Consider the following 15576-nt stretch of genomic DNA (forward strand, 5'->3'; position numbering starts at 1 on the left):
TGTTTTGATAGGTCTTACTGTTAAAAGATAAATTGATTTACTGATACAAAACCTTATACGAGATACCTAAATTTAAAATGCTGTAGGGGGTATCTCTTTATGAAAATGAATGATAGTTGGAAGCCGGTTATAAAAAGTCTTGGGATCGAGCATTTAAGACGACATCAGATTTTGCCCATCCAGTCGGTTTTAAACGGGTATGATACGATGGTTATGGCTGCTACCGGGTCTGGTAAATCAAATATGTTTTGTATTCCTGCATTGCTGCATCGTACAAAACTGACGCTGGTGATTGAGCCGACCTTATCGCTGCTGTATAGTCAGGTACACGAGCTGCAAGTTTGCGGTGTTGCAGCGGATTACATCGATCATTACCGTACAAAAAAGGAGACCGAAGCGATCCTGCACAAAGTGCGGAAGGCGAAGCTGACGTTTTTGTATGTCACACCGGAGCGGCTGCAAAGTGAGAAGTTTCAGCAAGCGATTCGGCAAACAGGGCTGTATATGCTGGTTGTGGATGAGTGTCACTGCGTAACGGAGTGGGGATATTCTTTCCGGGAGAGCTATCTACAAATAGGAACCTTTATTGATTGCTTACCGGAACGTCCTGTGATATTTGCCTGCTCCGCCACGATATTGGAGGACAGGGAAAAGGAAATTGCCAAGTTGCTTCATATGAGACAACCTCAGCTATTTCAAAGCGATTTGAAGCGGAAGAATTTGATTCTATTAAAAAAAGACGTGACAAGCGAAAAGCGTTCGTTGGATGGACGTTTGGCGGATCGCTTTCAAGCGTTGGAGCGGTGCATAAGGAAATATCATGGGACAGGTTCCGTGTTGATTTACGCGCTGACAACGGGGTGTGTGGACGCAATCTATAATGCTTTATCGGAACGATATCCGGGACAGGTGAGCCGCTTTCATGCGAAGATGAAATCAGACAAGCTCCGTCATCGTATGGAACTCGACTTCCTGCAGGGAAAAACAAAAATCATGGTAGCGACATCGGCGTTCGGCATGGGCATTGATGTACCGAATGTGGAACTTATCATTCATTTTAATATGCCGATCAGCATGACGGATTATATTCAGCAGATCGGCCGAGCGGGACGGAATGGCCAAAAGGCGCATTGCGTCTTATTTTTTGACCAAAATGGCGATGACGAAAAAATAGCAATTGTCTTTCAGAAAAAAGCGAAGACGGATTCGCCGATGGCAGGGAAACTGCTCAAAGCAAACGCGCAGGAAATGCGCCGATTTGCAGGCAGTGAAGATTGTATGGTACGCGAAATCCTACGGTTTCAGGGACAACAGGAAGTGAAAAACTGCAAATGCTGCACCAATTGCGCGAAAAAGAGAAGGGGGGAATGAATGTGAAATCACAATATGGGATTCATACCTTTTCCATCATGGCGAAAAGCAGTTATCACGAGATTCAGGAACTGTGGGAGGAAAACTGCTGTCAAGTCATGAACAGAGATCCGTATTTTCTGAATACTACCCTGCAAATAACAGAATACAAGGAACGCGGCGTCGAAATCGTACTGAACCAGTCGCTGACACATCCTTCATGGATCACGGTGATTGTCAATCCGTCGTCCCTTCTGGCAGGTAAGTATTGTCCGACCGCGCTTTTTATTGGGGAGAAAACGCAGATTAATGCCGTATCAAAGGTCTTGCAGAAGACTTTAGCGAAAATAGGCATCGAACAAAAGAAATTCATTTTGTCGCGGGTGGATTTGACCTGCAACCAGTATTATGAAAGCAAACGGGAGCTGCTAAACCAGTTGTATATTTGGAAGAAAACACGGCTGCCGTCTCGATACGAGGTAAGCCCGTTTGGGAAAGGGAAGGGCAGTGCGAAGCAATACAGGGAAGTGAATGAACACGCTTGGACGATTGAATCCAAAAGCTGCGCCTTTTCTGTGTATGACAAAACCTATGAACTGAAGAAGCGTCACAAAATGCAGATCGCAGAGCAAATTTTGCGACTGGAGCTGCGGCTCAAAAGGAAACGCATCCATCGGCTGACAGATGCGAAGACTTGGGAAAAGCAATTACAGGTGCTTGCTAAACGACACAACGAGCTGTTCTGCAAATTTCTGCACCGCCTGTATCAGGACTTTCCGGAAGCAGTAACCATGCAGCAAGCTGAGCAGTGGATTGAAGCATCGGGTTTTCAGAAAAAGGCCAAAAATACAATGCGGAAGCTGATCAAGACAACTCGCCGCTGTAAATCATTAACTGCGGCACAAAAGAAACTGGAGCTCAGCAATCAAGCGATGGCACGTCTATATAAAAAGTTTCAGAAGCTGAAACTCAACCCGATTGTCCTTCCCGAGAATGGTAAGCATCATTGAATTTTTCAGTGTCAGAAAACCAGTATCCATACAATAAATGATAAAAAGCTGTCAAAAGGTGTACCTTTTGACAGCTTTTTTGCCTTATCAAGTATATCGCAAAAACAGCCTAAAAGCAATAGTTAATTGCCACAACATTTCCAAATATCGAAAGCGGTGTATATCTGCTGGAAGTTTTTGCGCACATTCAGAAGGTACACCTTTTGAAGGTGAAAGAGCGGATTTGAGGATAAAGCTTCGAAACGATGCGAGCAGGATGAGATGGTATGGAGTGACGGATGATGACACACAAAACATTTTATTATGCGCGTATACCGGAAGGGAAACAGAGCTTTTATAGCCAATTGGATGCGTTTCAGCAGCTTGGCGCGCAGGAGCATGAGGTCTTTATCGACCAGCAATCGGAAAAGAATGCTGGTCAAAACAGCTATCAACTGCTGAAAAAAGTAGCGCTGCGTGAAGGCGACACACTGGTTATTCCGTCGTTGGATCATTTGAGCGATCACAAGGAAACCGTACAAAAAGAACTCCAGTGGCTGCGGGACAGCGATATTCGCTTGAAAGTGCTCGATATGCCGACTACTATGGTCGATTTCCCAGAGGATCAGGCGTGGGCCGCCCGTTTGATAAACGACGTGCTCATTGAGACCTTCAACGCGACCGTAGCCCAGGAATACACCGAGCACAAGCAAAAGCAGCGGGAAGGCATCGACGCGGCCAAAGCAAAAGGCATCCGCTTCGGTCGCCCGCCAATCGAAAAGAACCAAAAGTTCTACGAGCTCAAGGGCCGCTGGGAGACCGGAGAAATCTCAACCCGGGAAGCCGCAAAGATTTTGGGCGTTTCGCATCAGACGTTTTGGAAGTGGGTTCGGTGAGGACACTGACCTTCCTTATATAAAGAGAACAACCAGGAGGAGCGGTACATGAAGGGAATTGTACTGGCAGGCGGAAGCGGAACGAGATTGTATCCGCTGACCATGGTGACGAGCAAGCTGCTGCTGCCGATTTATGACAAGCCAATGATCTATTATCCGCTGTCCACGCTGATGCTGGCGGGTATTCGCGACATTATGATCATTTCCACGCCGCAGGACCTGCCGAATTTTGAGCGCTTGCTCGGTAACGGCAGCCGGTACGGCATTTATCTGTCCTATAAAGTGCAGCCTTCGCCGGACGGCTTGGCGCAGGCGTTTATTTTAGGTGAAGAATTTATTGCGGGTGATCGCTGCGCGATGATTTTGGGCGACAACATCTTTTACGGCGCCGGCTTGAGTGCGCATTTAAGGGAAGCGGCGGGCCGAGAGCATGGTGCTACTGTGTTTGGCTATTATGTCGATGATCCAGAACGGTTTGGCGTTGTTGAGTTTAATAAAGAAGGTCAAGCGGTGTCGATTGAGGAAAAACCCTTGTCACCACACTCCAACTATGCGGTTACTGGTCTATATTTTTATGATGAAAAAGTGTGTGCTTACGCTAAAATATTGAAACCTTCTTCACGCGGTGAATTGGAGATCACGGATTTAAACCGTATTTATTTAGAAGATAACGCTTTAAATGTTGTAACTCTTGGCCGCGGCTATGCCTGGCTGGACACCGGCACGGTGGATTCGATGAACGAAGCGACCGACTTTGTCCGCGTGGTAGAAGGCCGCACCGGCATTCAAATCGCTTCCTTGGAAGAGATCGCATATCGAAACGGCTGGATCACTTGTGAGGAACTAAATGCAGCAGCCAATACATATGGAAAAGCGCCCTATGGCGCCTATCTGCGCAAGGTGGCCGAAGGAAAGATACAGTATTAAGGAGTCATCCACATGAAATTGACAGAAACAAAGCTGGCGGGCGTTGTGATTCTGGAACCGGATGTATTCGGTGACCACCGCGGCTTTTTTATGGAGAGCTGGTCCAAGCGGAAAATGGATGAGCTGGGGCTGCACTATGACTTTGTGCAGGACAACCATTCCTCTTCGACCGTCAAAGGCACCCTTCGCGGCATCCACTTTCAGCGCGGGGACAAGGCGCAGGCCAAGCTGGTACGGTGCACACGCGGCGCGGTGTATGATGTGGCGGTCGATTTGCGGCCGTACAGCCCGACCTACAAGCAATGGGTAGGCGTCGAGCTGTCAGCGGAGAACAAGAAGCAGTTTTTGATCCCGCGCGGCTTTGGCCATGGGTTTGTGACGCTGACCGACGACGTGGAGTTCCTTTATAAAGCGGATAACTATTATGCGCCCGAAGCGGACGGCGGCATCCGGTGGAACGATCCGGAGCTTGCCATCGATTGGGGTGTGGACGAGCCGGTCTTATCGGATAAAGACGACAAATCGCCATTTTTGTGTGATGCCGTGACCGGATTTTGAGGAGGACGGATATGAAGCTACTCATAACGGGCGGCGCCGGGTTTATCGGCGGCAATTTCGTCCACTACATGATGAACAAATACCCGGATTATCAGCTTGTCTTACACTGTAAATGCAGGGACGATTTGCCGATAAAGGGGGCGGCGTCTTTTACAAATAGAAACAAATGTTGAAAAACACATAAGACATTCTATTAAATCTCTTAAGTTCTCTTATTTGAATCGATTATATGTACCAGATAGAATGATATGGTAGTTTTGCTGATTAGGATTGTCAATTAAACACATAATCTGTTCTGCTGCGGTTTTTCCGAGTTCATAAGAAGGTTGCGAAATAGTAGCAAAACAAGGAGCCATATCCAATTTATAATCATCATCGAAGTATACAGCAGGAACTGTTTTTTTCATACGGTACAAATAGTTAGCCACATCCAAAGACATTACACCATTCGAGATAATAAGTGCAGTACAGTTTTCTTGAAGCAATTTTTGAACACAGCCCTCCGCGCTGGTTTTCATAGAATTACCGTAAGTAATCCAAGATTCCTGAACTTCAATACCGGCATCGCGCATTGCGCTAAGATACCCATTGATACGCCCTTTTGTAGTAGACAAATGAGGAATGCCCGCAACATATCCAATTTTTGTGTGCCCACTTTGAATTAAATCACTGGTTGCACAATAGGTAGCGTCTGTGTTGGTAATCGTAGCAGAACACCAAGGCATGTTATCAAATTTGCGGTCAACAAAAAGAACTGGTAGATTGGGATTTAAGTATTTACTGATATCACTATAATTTTTAAATGTGGATGCGATCAATAACCCATCTACAACACCAGAGCAAAAATAAGAAAGGTGTTCCAACTCTCGAGTTCCAGTTTCTTTTGTATTTGCAACAATCAACTTGTAATTATATTGAGATAACGTTGTTTCTACTGCCTCAATAATGGTAGCAAAAAATCTGTTGGAAATATCAGGCACAATAAATCCGATCAGATTTTTTTTGCCTGTACGAAAGCTTTTTGCGTAGGCGTTTGGAGTATAATTAAGCTCCTTTGCCGCTTTTAACACTTGTTCGGTTTTTTCTGGTGAAACAAAACGAGTTTTATTAAAAACATGTGAAACTGTTGCAGAAGAAACATTTGCAAGTCGCGCCACATCCCGAATTGTCACGGTACCCATCCAAGAAACCTCCAATTACATTTACATATTCATTAGGATAATATCATAAATGAAAATAAAAGTCACCAGCTAATTTAATCGATTACGCGAAACCAAAAAAAAAAGGTGTTTTGTACAAATAACACTTTAATATTTCTGTTAAACGGCTAATTGTCAAGCGAACTTTTTGTAGATATAATAACACCATCATTTAATCGATTACGCAATCGATTAAAAATAAAGGAGGAACATATCAATGAAGAAGCTCTTAGCACTTGTCGCAATTTTTGCAATGGTCTTGAGTTTGGTCGCCTGTGGCGGCAACACAAGCACTAGCAATGCCGGCACCGACACCAGCAACAACAGTAATAATCAGCAGGACGACCAGGGTACCGAATCATTTAAAGTTGGTTTCGTTTGCCCTGAGGCTACTAATGAGGGTTGGCAGGTGACTGCAGCTGCCATCGAAGATACCGCGAAGGATCTTGATATCGAGATCTCTAAGCTTTATCTTGATCCTAGTGATTACGAAGGTTCTTTCGCCCTTGCCGTGGATACTTTTATTCAGCAGAAGGTTGATGCCATCATTTATGGCGGTGCAGATGAATCATATGCTGCGTCTGTCCATAAGGCACAGGACGAAGGCATCAAGTGTGTAGAAATCGACAATCCTACCAACGCTGGCAACCTGTGGCATATTGCTGTTGATTCCTATGCTGCTGCCGCTGTCGCTGGCGAATGGATGGCAGAAGAGCTTGAGAGTGGCGTTGTTTTGGTGATTAATGGCGATATGGCAAGAACTAATGCACAGCAGCGCCATGATGGTTTTGTTGATACAATCAAAAAGTCGCGTAATGACATTGAAATTCATGAGATTTACGCCAACTGGGATTCCACAACTGCTCTTTCCGGTGTTGAGGATGCCATTACTCGGTATGGGGACAAAATTGTAGGCGCTTTCTCCGCGTGGGATGGTGGTGCATTGTCCGCAGTTTCTGCTCTGGAAGTTGCTGGTCTTACTGAGAATGTTGTTGTTTGTGGTTTTGACGGCACCCCCACTTCTATGACTTATGTCCGTGAAGGTAAGCTCCAGGCTGTAGTTGGCCAGCCCCTGTATGAACTTGGCAAGGTTGGTATGCAGACCGTACATACTGTTTTGACTGGTGGTACTGCAGAGGAAGAGACTCTTCTTGATTGCTCCATTGTTATGGCTGACAATGTTGAGGAGTTTATCAAGAGTGCCGGTCTCGAAAAGTTTGTGAACTAACATTTGTGCTGTAGGTTTTAAAGTAAACAATATATCGCTGCCCCATTTTGCCAATATATATTAGCGGAAAGGAGCGATATCTAAGGCAATACCGCACAATTAAAGCTGCGGCGCTTTACGGAAATTTTGCGCCCTAACTTCGTTGTGATTTTGCGGTGATACATCAAGTATTACCGCAAAACCACTCCTCGTCAGTATGCAAAATTTACTCGTAAATCGCTCTTGTTCAATTATGCGGTATTACCCTAACATAAGTGGGGAGGGACATCCCAAATTGAAGCAGAACATTAAAATGAATGATATTGCGTTAGAAGTAACTGGCGCCACAAAAATGTTTGGCGGCGTTACAGTGTTAGACCATGTCGATTTCACGCTGCGTAAAGGCGAAGTTCATATTCTCATGGGTGAGAATGGCGCTGGTAAATCAACATTGATTAAAATTATTGCAGGCGCTTATATCCCGAATGCAGGAAGTATTAAGTTGAATGGTGAACCCATCTTGACGAACAGCCCCATAGAAGCACTGGAAAAAGGAATCAGTGTTGTATATCAGGAACTGAACTTAGTGGAACCGTTGAGTGCGTATGAAAATATTTTTGCTGTCAATCAAATTGTAAAAAAACACGGCCCATTGCAAATACTGGATCGCCAAGCAATGATTCAACGTAGCAGAGAGCTGTTGGAAATGATCGGTGCGAATATTGATGTTACCGTTCCTGTAAATGAACTTAGTGTCGCACAGAGACAAATGGTTGAAATAGCGAAAGCTCTTCGCATGAATTCTAAGGTCATTATTTTTGATGAACCTTCAGCTGTTCTAACTGATATTGAAGTGGAAAAACTATTTACAGTTATTCGCAAACTTAAGGAAAATGGGATGGCAATCTGTTACATCTCACACCGTATGGATGAAATTATGCAGATTGGTGATCGAGTAACGGTGTTGAGAGATGGCAAGCTTGTTGGTTGCAGGGATTTCCATGAAGAAGAAATAACCATTGATGACATCATCAGCATGATGGTTGGACATCCAATGGATCAGCAATTCCCGAAACAGTTTTTTGAGCGCGGTGAAGAAATTTTACGCGTTGAAAACCTTTCTTGTGGCAAGTATTTTCAAAATGTGAGTTTCTCTTTGCACAAAGGAGAGGTTTTGGGTTTTTCAGGACTTGTAGGTGCGGGTCGTACGGAAGTGGCAAAGACAATATTTGGAGCACTTCCTAAAACAGAAGGTAAGATTTATTTCTTTGGCAAAGAAATTTCAGTAAAAAACCCATCCGATGCTATCAAATTGGGCATATCTTTGGTGCCAGAGGACCGAAAAGAAGAGGGACTGTTTCTCTCTCACTCGCTATATTCTAATTTGATGATTGCTGCTGTAGACAACTTTACAAAGCATGGTGTCTTTGAGAAGTCTAAAATTGAAACCATTTGCCACAATATTAGTCGCAAACTTCATCTGAATACAGACAACTTAGATTTGAATGCCGAGAATCTATCTGGCGGAAATCAACAAAAAATATCCTTAGGAAAATGGTTGGTTGCGAATTCCAAACTGGTTATTTTTGATGAGCCGACTCGCGGCGTTGATGTAGGAGCGAAAGTTGAAGTCTATAATCTAATTAACAAATTGATTGAGGATGGTATAGGCGTCATTATGATTTCTTCGGATTTGCCAGAGGTTCTTGGCATGAGCGACCGAATTTTGGTAATGCACGAAGGCAGACCGACCGGCGAGCTGCTTCGTGCGGACGCAACACAAGAGAAAATAATGAAATTGGCAACACAGCGAGGAGAAAAGGAATATGAACAATAAAGCACAAGGGTTGAAACTTACAAACAAATATAGTTCCCAAATTAGCGCTTTTTTAGCACTGATTATTCTTTGCGTCGTTCTGTCTTTCCTTTCGAAAGACTTTATGACAGTTGGGAATTTACTGACAGTGACAAACCAAGTTGTATATATTGCGCTCATGGCCATCGGCATGACGGTTCTCTTCATGCTTGGCGCGATAGATCTTTCAGTAGGTGCCATTTTGGCGTTAAGCGCATGTGTTATGGGATTGCTTACAAATAAATATGGAATGGCGCCTATGCCGGCTATTTTGATTGCCCTGGCAATAGCCCTTCTTTGCGGGATAATCAACGGCCTGCTTGTCACAAAGGTTATGTTACCTCCGTTTGTTGCGACTCTTGGCACTAGCTACATTTTCCGAGGTATGGCAGCTATCATTACAGATGCGAAAAACTCCTTGATTATGCCAGACGGCCTCCGTTGGATTGCTGCTGGAAAAATCAAGAATGTTTTTCCTATTGGTATTATCGTATTGCTTGCTCTGTTTGCAATGGCATGGTTTCTGCTAGAAAAAACTCCTTTTGGAATCAAGATCAAGTGCATTGGTGGTAACGAAAAAGCAGCGCGGCTTTCAGGCGTTGAAATCGACAAAATGAAGCTTAAGGCCTATGCTATGACCGGCATTCTGTGCGGCATTTCCGCTATGATGCTCGCCGGTAGATTGAATTTCACAAATTCTACCATGGCAACTGGTGCCGAACTTAACTGCATCGTTGCGGGCGTTGTCGGTGGCACTTCCATGAATGGCGGCTCCGGTAGCATCTGGGGTACCCTGATCGGATCTCTACTCATGGGTGTGATAAACAATGGCTTGAATCTGTTGCATGTCAGTCAGTTCTGGCAGGATGTTGCTATGGGCGCGCTCGTGATTTTGGCAGTTACAATTGATTGTTTCCGTCAGGCAAGCAAAGATAGAGTTAAAAAGGTTGCATAATAGGAGGTGGTTTTGTGAATAGACCTGCTGCGATCGTCACTGGTGGAAATAGAGGTGTCGGTGAAGGAATCTGTAATGCACTCGCCAGCAAAGGATATAACATCTTTATGGCGCACTGCGGGGAGGGCGACAAAGCTATACGTGTTGCACAGCGACTGCAAGACAACTACGGTGTCAGGGTCGAAACATTTGATTGCGACCAGCGAGATCACAATATTGGTGAAAGCCTTATGGCACATGCTTTAGACGCATTTCCTTCTATATCTCTTGTGATGTGCAATGCTGGTGTTGGTCTTGAAAAATACATGCGTCTTATCCATCCGGAAGAAATTGATTTTGTTTATGAGGTCAATTTTCGCGGAAGCCTTTTAATTGCTAATGCCGCGGCCAAATATATGATGAAAAGCGGTATTAAAGGCACGATTTTATTTACTTCGTCTATCCGTTCCAAAACACCCACTCCGATGGACGCAATTTATGGCGGACTGAAAGCGGGACTCAATCGAGCCGCCCAATCTATGGCTCGTGAATACGGAAGATACGGTATCCGTGTTTCTACTATTTCTCCTGGGTGTATGTGTGTATATCCGGAAGGCTATGAAGATCGAGACTATACGGAGGAAATTTCACGAATCCCGCTGCGAATTGGTGGAGATGGTAACGATATTGGTTACACAGCGGCTTTTCTTGCTTCGGACGAAGCAAAATTTATCACTGGCGTGAATATATTTGTAGATGGTGGTGTTAATTGCGGCGAGGACTACTGGTCAGAAGCTGATGAATACACCGCTAGCCACGGACGTGGAACATTTGTAATCCGTGAACAGACATGCGAATGAGGTGGAAAAATGATATCACTGGAAGCAAATGAAGTAACATTGAAAGAAAAGGATATGGCGCTTATGCCAGTCCGGATTAACACAAATCCCGGCGAGAAGTATCATCGCAAAAACCGGCTTTGGCAAGGCATACCTGGAATTGATAGAACTCGGGGCGGCCGTTTTTGGAGATGTTTTTTCAGCGGAGGCAATGATGAAGGTCCAGACAACTATGTCGCAATTGAAATCAGCGATGACAACTGTGAAACATGGTCTGAGCCCATTATGGTAGTTGACCCAGCTGGTAATGTTCGAGCATTTGATCCTTGTCTATGGCGCACTCCTACTAATGAATTGTTTTTCTTCTGGTCGCAGAGTTATGGTGGCTTTGATGGTCGAGCTGGTTGTTGGTATTCAGTATGCCGAAATCCTGATGAGTCTCCTCTTATTTGGACGGAGCCACATAGAATTGCAGATGGTGTGATGCTCAACAAACCAACGGTACTGTCCAATGGGGATTGGGCTCTTCCGATTTGCCTGTGGGGGCATGTTAAATCGGATTTGAATCCTGATGTCCCTGATTGTCTCGCAAAAATGTATGTATCTAAGGATAACGGTGAGACATTTGAATATCGTGGTGGAGTCGATATGCCGAATCGATGGTTCGACGAGAGTATGATCATTGAGAAGAATGATGGTACTATTCAAATGCTGACACGCAGAAAAGATGGCATTGGTGAAGCTTTTTCCAATGATGGGGGGCGAACTTGGGAGAATGTTGGAAAATTCTGCTTTGGCGGTCCTAATTCCAGATTCCATATTCGAAAAATCCATTCCGGTAATATCCTGTTGATCAATCACTGGAGTCCTGATAACTGTTTTGACAAGCCACGTGGGGACGACCCGGACTATATGGCAAGAAATAACTTAGCTGCATTTTTGTCAACAGATGATGGAGAGACTTGGAGTGGTCCTCTTTTGTTGGACGAGCGGGAACTTGTGTCTTACCCAGATGCAGTGCAAACACCGGATGACCAAATTTATATTATCTATGATCGCGAGCGTAATGTAGAAAAGGAACTTTTGTTAGCTCGGATTACCGAGGAAGACATTTTGCAGGGCCGTTTTGTTTCTGACGGTTCCTTTACCAAGCGTGTTATCAGTAAATTGGATTGAGGTGTCGACTATGAAATATAGAAAACTTGAAGGAACAGATCTTACTGTGCCGCAGTATGTGCTGGGCACAGGTGATTATGCAAGCAATGTTCCAGAGCATATTTCCCGAGAATTGCTCAAATCTTATATCGATTACGGTGGGACAATGATTGATACATCCCATTATTACGGGAGCTTCATTGTAGGCGGACGTTCCTTGAGTGAATGTCTTGTAGGTGATTTTCTTAAAGAGAATCATTTGCGCGATAAAGTGCTGATTAGCACAAAAGGTTGCTGCTATGCTACGAATAAACCTTATGAAAAGCGGATGACTCCAAAGTATTTGCGCGAAGATCTGAACGACAGCTTGAAGAACCTACACACAGACTATATAGACTTCTATTGGCTACACCAGGATGACCCTAGTCAGCCAGTCATTCCTATTATCGAGGAATTAAATAAGTGCGTTGATGAAGGGAAAATCCGTTATTTTGGTTGTTCTAATTGGAAAATCGAGCGAATACTGGAAGCAGATTCCTATGCAAAGGCACACGGTTTGCGTACATTCAGCGCAAATCAGGTCATGTTTAATATGGCTTTCCCCAATATGACAGCTGTCGATGAGCTGATTCAAACATGGCTCACTAACGGTATGCGAAAGTATCATATTGAAACCCAGCGACCAGTGTTCGCCTATTGTTCACAGGCTAGTGGATTCTTTTATAATTGCTTCAAAGAAGATTATATGGAGAATCTGGGCTACGCATATTCTCGCAAATATTTCTATAATAGCGAATCCCTTCGACGAGCACGCCAAGCAGTAAAGCTTGCGAAGGAGACTAATATGACTTTGCAAGATATTGTTTTAGGATACACTCTCTCCCAGCCTTTCCCGGTTGTATCTATCGTTGGCCCGCAGCGGCCAAATGAGATGAAAACAACTCTGGAAAGTGCACAGATTCCTCTTACACAAGAACAGATTGATTTTATTTTCGATATATAATATTTAAATGATATTACATAATGGAATTGTATCCCCTGACAATGTCGAAACTTTACTCCCGACTTCTCATGTACATCACCCTTCCTTTCAGGTAAAGCCGCAAATGCCGGATTACCTGAAAAGAAGGCCCGATGTTATTCCTATCGATTGCGGCAGACAGCTTTTTGTGGACGATTTTTTAATAGAAGAATGTGATATGCAGCGGGAGTTCTATTCTCCTCAGATCAAGGGGCCAGTGTTGCTTCCCACAACTCCTTTGGAAATGGATAATGGTAATTGCCCAGTTGCTGCACCGTTTAAAGATGGCGCATTTTATGATCCTTTTGACGGTAAATTCAAATTGTGGTATCAAGCCGGTTGGTTTGGAGCGACTGCTTATGCTGAAAGTAGTGATGGATTTCATTGGGAAAGGATAAACACCAGAGCAGGTAACGGCACAAATCGAGTGTTACCCTATTCCGAAGGACGTATACGAGATGGATGTAGCGTTTGGTTGGATCTTAATAGCATAGATGAGCGATATAAAATGTTTCTCTTTACTCGAGATCCCCAAAAACGCGAGTATGCAGAACTACGAACATCCGCAGACGGAATGACTTGGAGTACACCAACGCCTATTATGCGATGCGGAGATACTACATCGTTGTTCTATAACCCATTTAGAGACAAATGGGTGCTGAGTGTTCGCAGTTTATATAATAGAGAACAATACTTATATCGATACCGTTCTTATCGGGAAGCAAGTACTTTTTATGAACTTGCAGCTTGTCAAAAGGAATACTTTTGGCAGACTGCAGATGTAGATGATGCTCGCGATGACATATATGATTGTGACACACAGTTATATAGCTTGGATTGTGTGGCGTACGAAAGCATTGTCATCGGCCTATATCAAATTTTTAAAGGCCCCCATAATACGATTGCAGAAAAACTGAAAACCCCCAAAAAATGTGATCTATACATTGGCTTTAGTCGTGATGGCTTACAATTTTCCAGATTGAATAGAAATGAATTTATTGCTGGAACCGGAGCTTGTGGAGCGTGGAACGAAGGTTACATTCATCCTGCAACTGGCATCTGTATTATAAACGGTCACGAGCTTCTCTTCTATTTTGGTGCCTGGTCTGGGAATTCGCCTCATCTTGGGCGGCATATGTATGCTGGTGGTAGTACAGGAGTTGCTGCACTCCGTAGAGACGGATTTGCGGCACTGGTAACGGATAATGTCGGTCGAATTGTAACGCCGTTAGTGTGTTTTGAAGGTGAAGGTCTTTGGGTTAATGCACAATGCAAGTCATTGAAGGCAGAATTGCGCGACATTAACAATCGTCCTATTAAAGGTCTTACATTTAATGATTGCGTTTGTAGAAACATCGATTCTACAAAGCAACAAATTATATGGAAAAACCCTTCACGGCTAAAAGAACTTACACATGTACCAGTCCACATCGTATTTGAGATAGAACAAGGCAAATTGTTTGCTTTTTGGATTTCAAAAAGCAAATCCGGTGCAAGTGGCGGCTATCTGGCGGCCGGCAGTGTGCAACATCGTGGAATAAAGGATGACCCGTATGAATACTAATATGATTTGGTTATATGCTTGTATCAGAAATTACGAAGGAAAGTTGATCCGTTATACCTTTGATCCTACATCTTGTGTACTAAATAAAAAAGGTACTGAGGACATATTGAGAGACGTAGCCTGCATTACGATCGACGATGGAGTTCTGTATACTTCTTCTTTGGACAGCGGAAGAAACAATCTTTTTAGTTCTTATTCAATTCAAAGTGATGGCACATTACGATTGATTAACCGAGAATCTGCATTTGGTTTTGATGCAACGCATATTTCTGTAAATCATGAGAAAAAAGTCTTTATTGCCTCGGACTTCCTAGCCAACTCATTGTTGCTGTATAACATTCGAGAGGACGGCGGAATAGGAAGATGTCTTCAAATTCAGCAATTTAATGACACTGGCACCAATATCGGTCCTAGACAGGATTCTCCCCATCCACATGGCACTATAGTTGTTGCTGATGGTGATTATATGGTAACAGCTGATTTGGGTTGTGACAAATTGCGACTGTTCGACGGCAATATTCCATCAAAAAGCTTGTTTGAATTAAATCTGTCTCCAGGCGCTGGTCCACGGCACCTCGTTGCTCATCCTACTCTGGATTACATTTATGTAGTTTCAGAAATAAGTTCTGAGGTTTTTTCTTGCTATTTAGATCGCAACAGAAACTTCTTGGTGCTGAAGCAAATACTAAACAATCTTAAATATAGCGAGAAAGATGAAAGTATAGGCGGCGATATTGCCATTTCCCCTGACGGGAAATGGTTAACAGTATCAAATCGTGGAGAGAACACCATCGTTGTATACCAGGTGGATCATCATGGATTATTAAAATTCCATAGTACGGTTAAAACAGACGGGTGGGCAAGAGTTCTCCGATTTGACTCTACATCAAAGTTTCTCTTTGCTGCATTGGAGGAATTCTTGGATGTTGGTGCTTACAAAATACCCAAGGAACGTTGTTCCAGCGTTGGCGGGATACAGATTTTCTATTTAGATGAAACTCATCAGTATTTTAAAGATACCGGAGTAAGAGAGAAGATCCCCCAAACTTATGCATTTGCAATTTTTGAAGGGAGGCAATAAA

General features: G+C 43.8%; 14 protein-coding genes. 13 read left to right on the top strand and 1 reads right to left on the bottom strand.

Annotation, left to right across the window (positions count from 1 at the left end; all coding sequences use genetic code 11):
• The first annotated feature begins 99 nt into the window (after positions 1-99).
• The 5 genes from H8S45_RS12165 to rfbC all read left to right on the top strand — a co-directional run bounded on the left by H8S45_RS12165 (position 100) and on the right by rfbC (position 4720).
• Positions 100-1371 (top strand): RecQ family ATP-dependent DNA helicase, encoded by a 1272-nt coding sequence (locus H8S45_RS12165; RefSeq protein WP_107631660.1) that lies wholly within the window; start codon positions 100-102, stop codon positions 1369-1371.
• Positions 1332-2360 (top strand): hypothetical protein, encoded by a 1029-nt coding sequence (locus H8S45_RS12170; protein WP_152959447.1) that lies wholly within the window; start codon positions 1332-1334, stop codon positions 2358-2360. The genes H8S45_RS12165 and H8S45_RS12170 overlap by 40 nt, the downstream gene beginning before the upstream one ends.
• 278 nt (positions 2361-2638) lie before the next feature.
• On the top strand, positions 2639-3235 hold the full coding sequence (locus H8S45_RS12175) for a recombinase family protein (protein ID WP_082397081.1): 597 nt from the start codon (positions 2639-2641) through the stop codon (positions 3233-3235).
• 48 nt (positions 3236-3283) lie between these two features.
• Positions 3284-4162, top strand: coding sequence for a glucose-1-phosphate thymidylyltransferase RfbA (gene rfbA, locus H8S45_RS12180; protein ID WP_054327228.1), 879 nt, complete (start codon positions 3284-3286; stop codon positions 4160-4162).
• 12 nt (positions 4163-4174) lie between these two features.
• A complete protein-coding gene (gene rfbC / locus H8S45_RS12185) occupies positions 4175-4720 on the top strand; it encodes a dTDP-4-dehydrorhamnose 3,5-epimerase (RefSeq protein WP_054327229.1) in 546 nt (181 codons plus the stop codon).
• 212 nt (positions 4721-4932) lie between these two features.
• Here the strand turns inward: rfbC and H8S45_RS12190 are convergent, their stop codons facing one another.
• Positions 4933-5901 carry a LacI family DNA-binding transcriptional regulator gene (locus H8S45_RS12190; protein ID WP_107631662.1) on the bottom strand — a complete coding sequence of 323 codons (969 nt, stop codon included), beginning with the start codon at positions 5899-5901 and terminating at the stop codon, positions 4933-4935.
• Between the two features lie 235 nt (positions 5902-6136).
• Between H8S45_RS12190 and H8S45_RS12195 the strand changes: the two genes are divergently transcribed.
• From H8S45_RS12195 to H8S45_RS12230, 8 genes are all read left to right on the top strand, one after another.
• Positions 6137-7147, top strand: a complete 1011-nt coding sequence (locus H8S45_RS12195; protein WP_054327231.1) for a sugar ABC transporter substrate-binding protein — start codon at positions 6137-6139, stop codon at positions 7145-7147.
• Positions 7148-7421: 274 nt separating this feature from the next.
• A complete protein-coding gene (locus H8S45_RS12200; RefSeq protein WP_054327232.1) occupies positions 7422-8963 on the top strand; it encodes a sugar ABC transporter ATP-binding protein in 1542 nt (513 codons plus the stop codon).
• Positions 8953-9936 (top strand): ABC transporter permease, encoded by a 984-nt coding sequence (locus tag H8S45_RS12205; protein WP_054327233.1) that lies wholly within the window; start codon positions 8953-8955, stop codon positions 9934-9936. Before H8S45_RS12200 ends, H8S45_RS12205 begins: the two co-directional genes overlap by 11 nt.
• Before the next feature lie 14 nt (positions 9937-9950).
• Positions 9951-10775 carry an SDR family NAD(P)-dependent oxidoreductase gene (locus H8S45_RS12210; RefSeq protein ID WP_054327234.1) on the top strand — a complete coding sequence of 275 codons (825 nt, stop codon included), beginning with the start codon at positions 9951-9953 and terminating at the stop codon, positions 10773-10775.
• 9 nt (positions 10776-10784) lie between these two features.
• Positions 10785-11930, top strand: coding sequence for a sialidase family protein (locus H8S45_RS12215; protein ID WP_082397091.1), 1146 nt, complete (start codon positions 10785-10787; stop codon positions 11928-11930).
• A gap of 10 nt (positions 11931-11940) precedes the next feature.
• Positions 11941-12912: an aldo/keto reductase gene (locus H8S45_RS12220; protein ID WP_082397093.1), complete on the top strand. Its 972-nt coding sequence runs from the start codon at positions 11941-11943 to the stop codon at positions 12910-12912.
• 103 nt (positions 12913-13015) lie between these two features.
• Entirely contained in the window at positions 13016-14494 is a 1479-nt protein-coding gene (locus H8S45_RS12225; RefSeq protein ID WP_152959448.1) for a hypothetical protein, read from the top strand.
• Positions 14484-15575 carry a lactonase family protein gene (locus tag H8S45_RS12230; protein WP_054327236.1) on the top strand — a complete coding sequence of 364 codons (1092 nt, stop codon included), beginning with the start codon at positions 14484-14486 and terminating at the stop codon, positions 15573-15575. Before H8S45_RS12225 ends, H8S45_RS12230 begins: the two co-directional genes overlap by 11 nt.
• The last annotated feature ends 1 nt before the right edge of the window (position 15576 follow it).

The organism is Agathobaculum faecis (assembly GCF_014287995.1).
Taxonomy (GTDB): domain Bacteria; phylum Bacillota; class Clostridia; order Oscillospirales; family Butyricicoccaceae; genus Agathobaculum; species Agathobaculum ammoniilyticum.

Coding starts and splice junctions, on each gene's coding strand:
- H8S45_RS12220 (WP_082397093.1), top strand. CDS start 11,941: ATGAAATATAGAAAACTTGAAGGAACAGATCTTACTGTGCCGCAGTAT.
- H8S45_RS12230 (WP_054327236.1), top strand. CDS start 14,484: ATGAATACTAATATGATTTGGTTATATGCTTGTATCAGAAATTACGAA.
- H8S45_RS12215 (WP_082397091.1), top strand. CDS start 10,785: ATGATATCACTGGAAGCAAATGAAGTAACATTGAAAGAAAAGGATATG.
- H8S45_RS12225 (WP_152959448.1), top strand. CDS start 13,016: ATGCCGGATTACCTGAAAAGAAGGCCCGATGTTATTCCTATCGATTGC.
- rfbA (WP_054327228.1), top strand. CDS start 3,284: ATGAAGGGAATTGTACTGGCAGGCGGAAGCGGAACGAGATTGTATCCG.
- H8S45_RS12205 (WP_054327233.1), top strand. CDS start 8,953: ATGAACAATAAAGCACAAGGGTTGAAACTTACAAACAAATATAGTTCC.
- H8S45_RS12190 (WP_107631662.1), bottom strand. CDS start 5,901: ATGGGTACCGTGACAATTCGGGATGTGGCGCGACTTGCAAATGTTTCT.
- H8S45_RS12170 (WP_152959447.1), top strand. CDS start 1,332: ATGCTGCACCAATTGCGCGAAAAAGAGAAGGGGGGAATGAATGTGAAA.
- H8S45_RS12195 (WP_054327231.1), top strand. CDS start 6,137: ATGAAGAAGCTCTTAGCACTTGTCGCAATTTTTGCAATGGTCTTGAGT.
- rfbC (WP_054327229.1), top strand. CDS start 4,175: ATGAAATTGACAGAAACAAAGCTGGCGGGCGTTGTGATTCTGGAACCG.
- H8S45_RS12165 (WP_107631660.1), top strand. CDS start 100: ATGAAAATGAATGATAGTTGGAAGCCGGTTATAAAAAGTCTTGGGATC.
- H8S45_RS12175 (WP_082397081.1), top strand. CDS start 2,639: ATGATGACACACAAAACATTTTATTATGCGCGTATACCGGAAGGGAAA.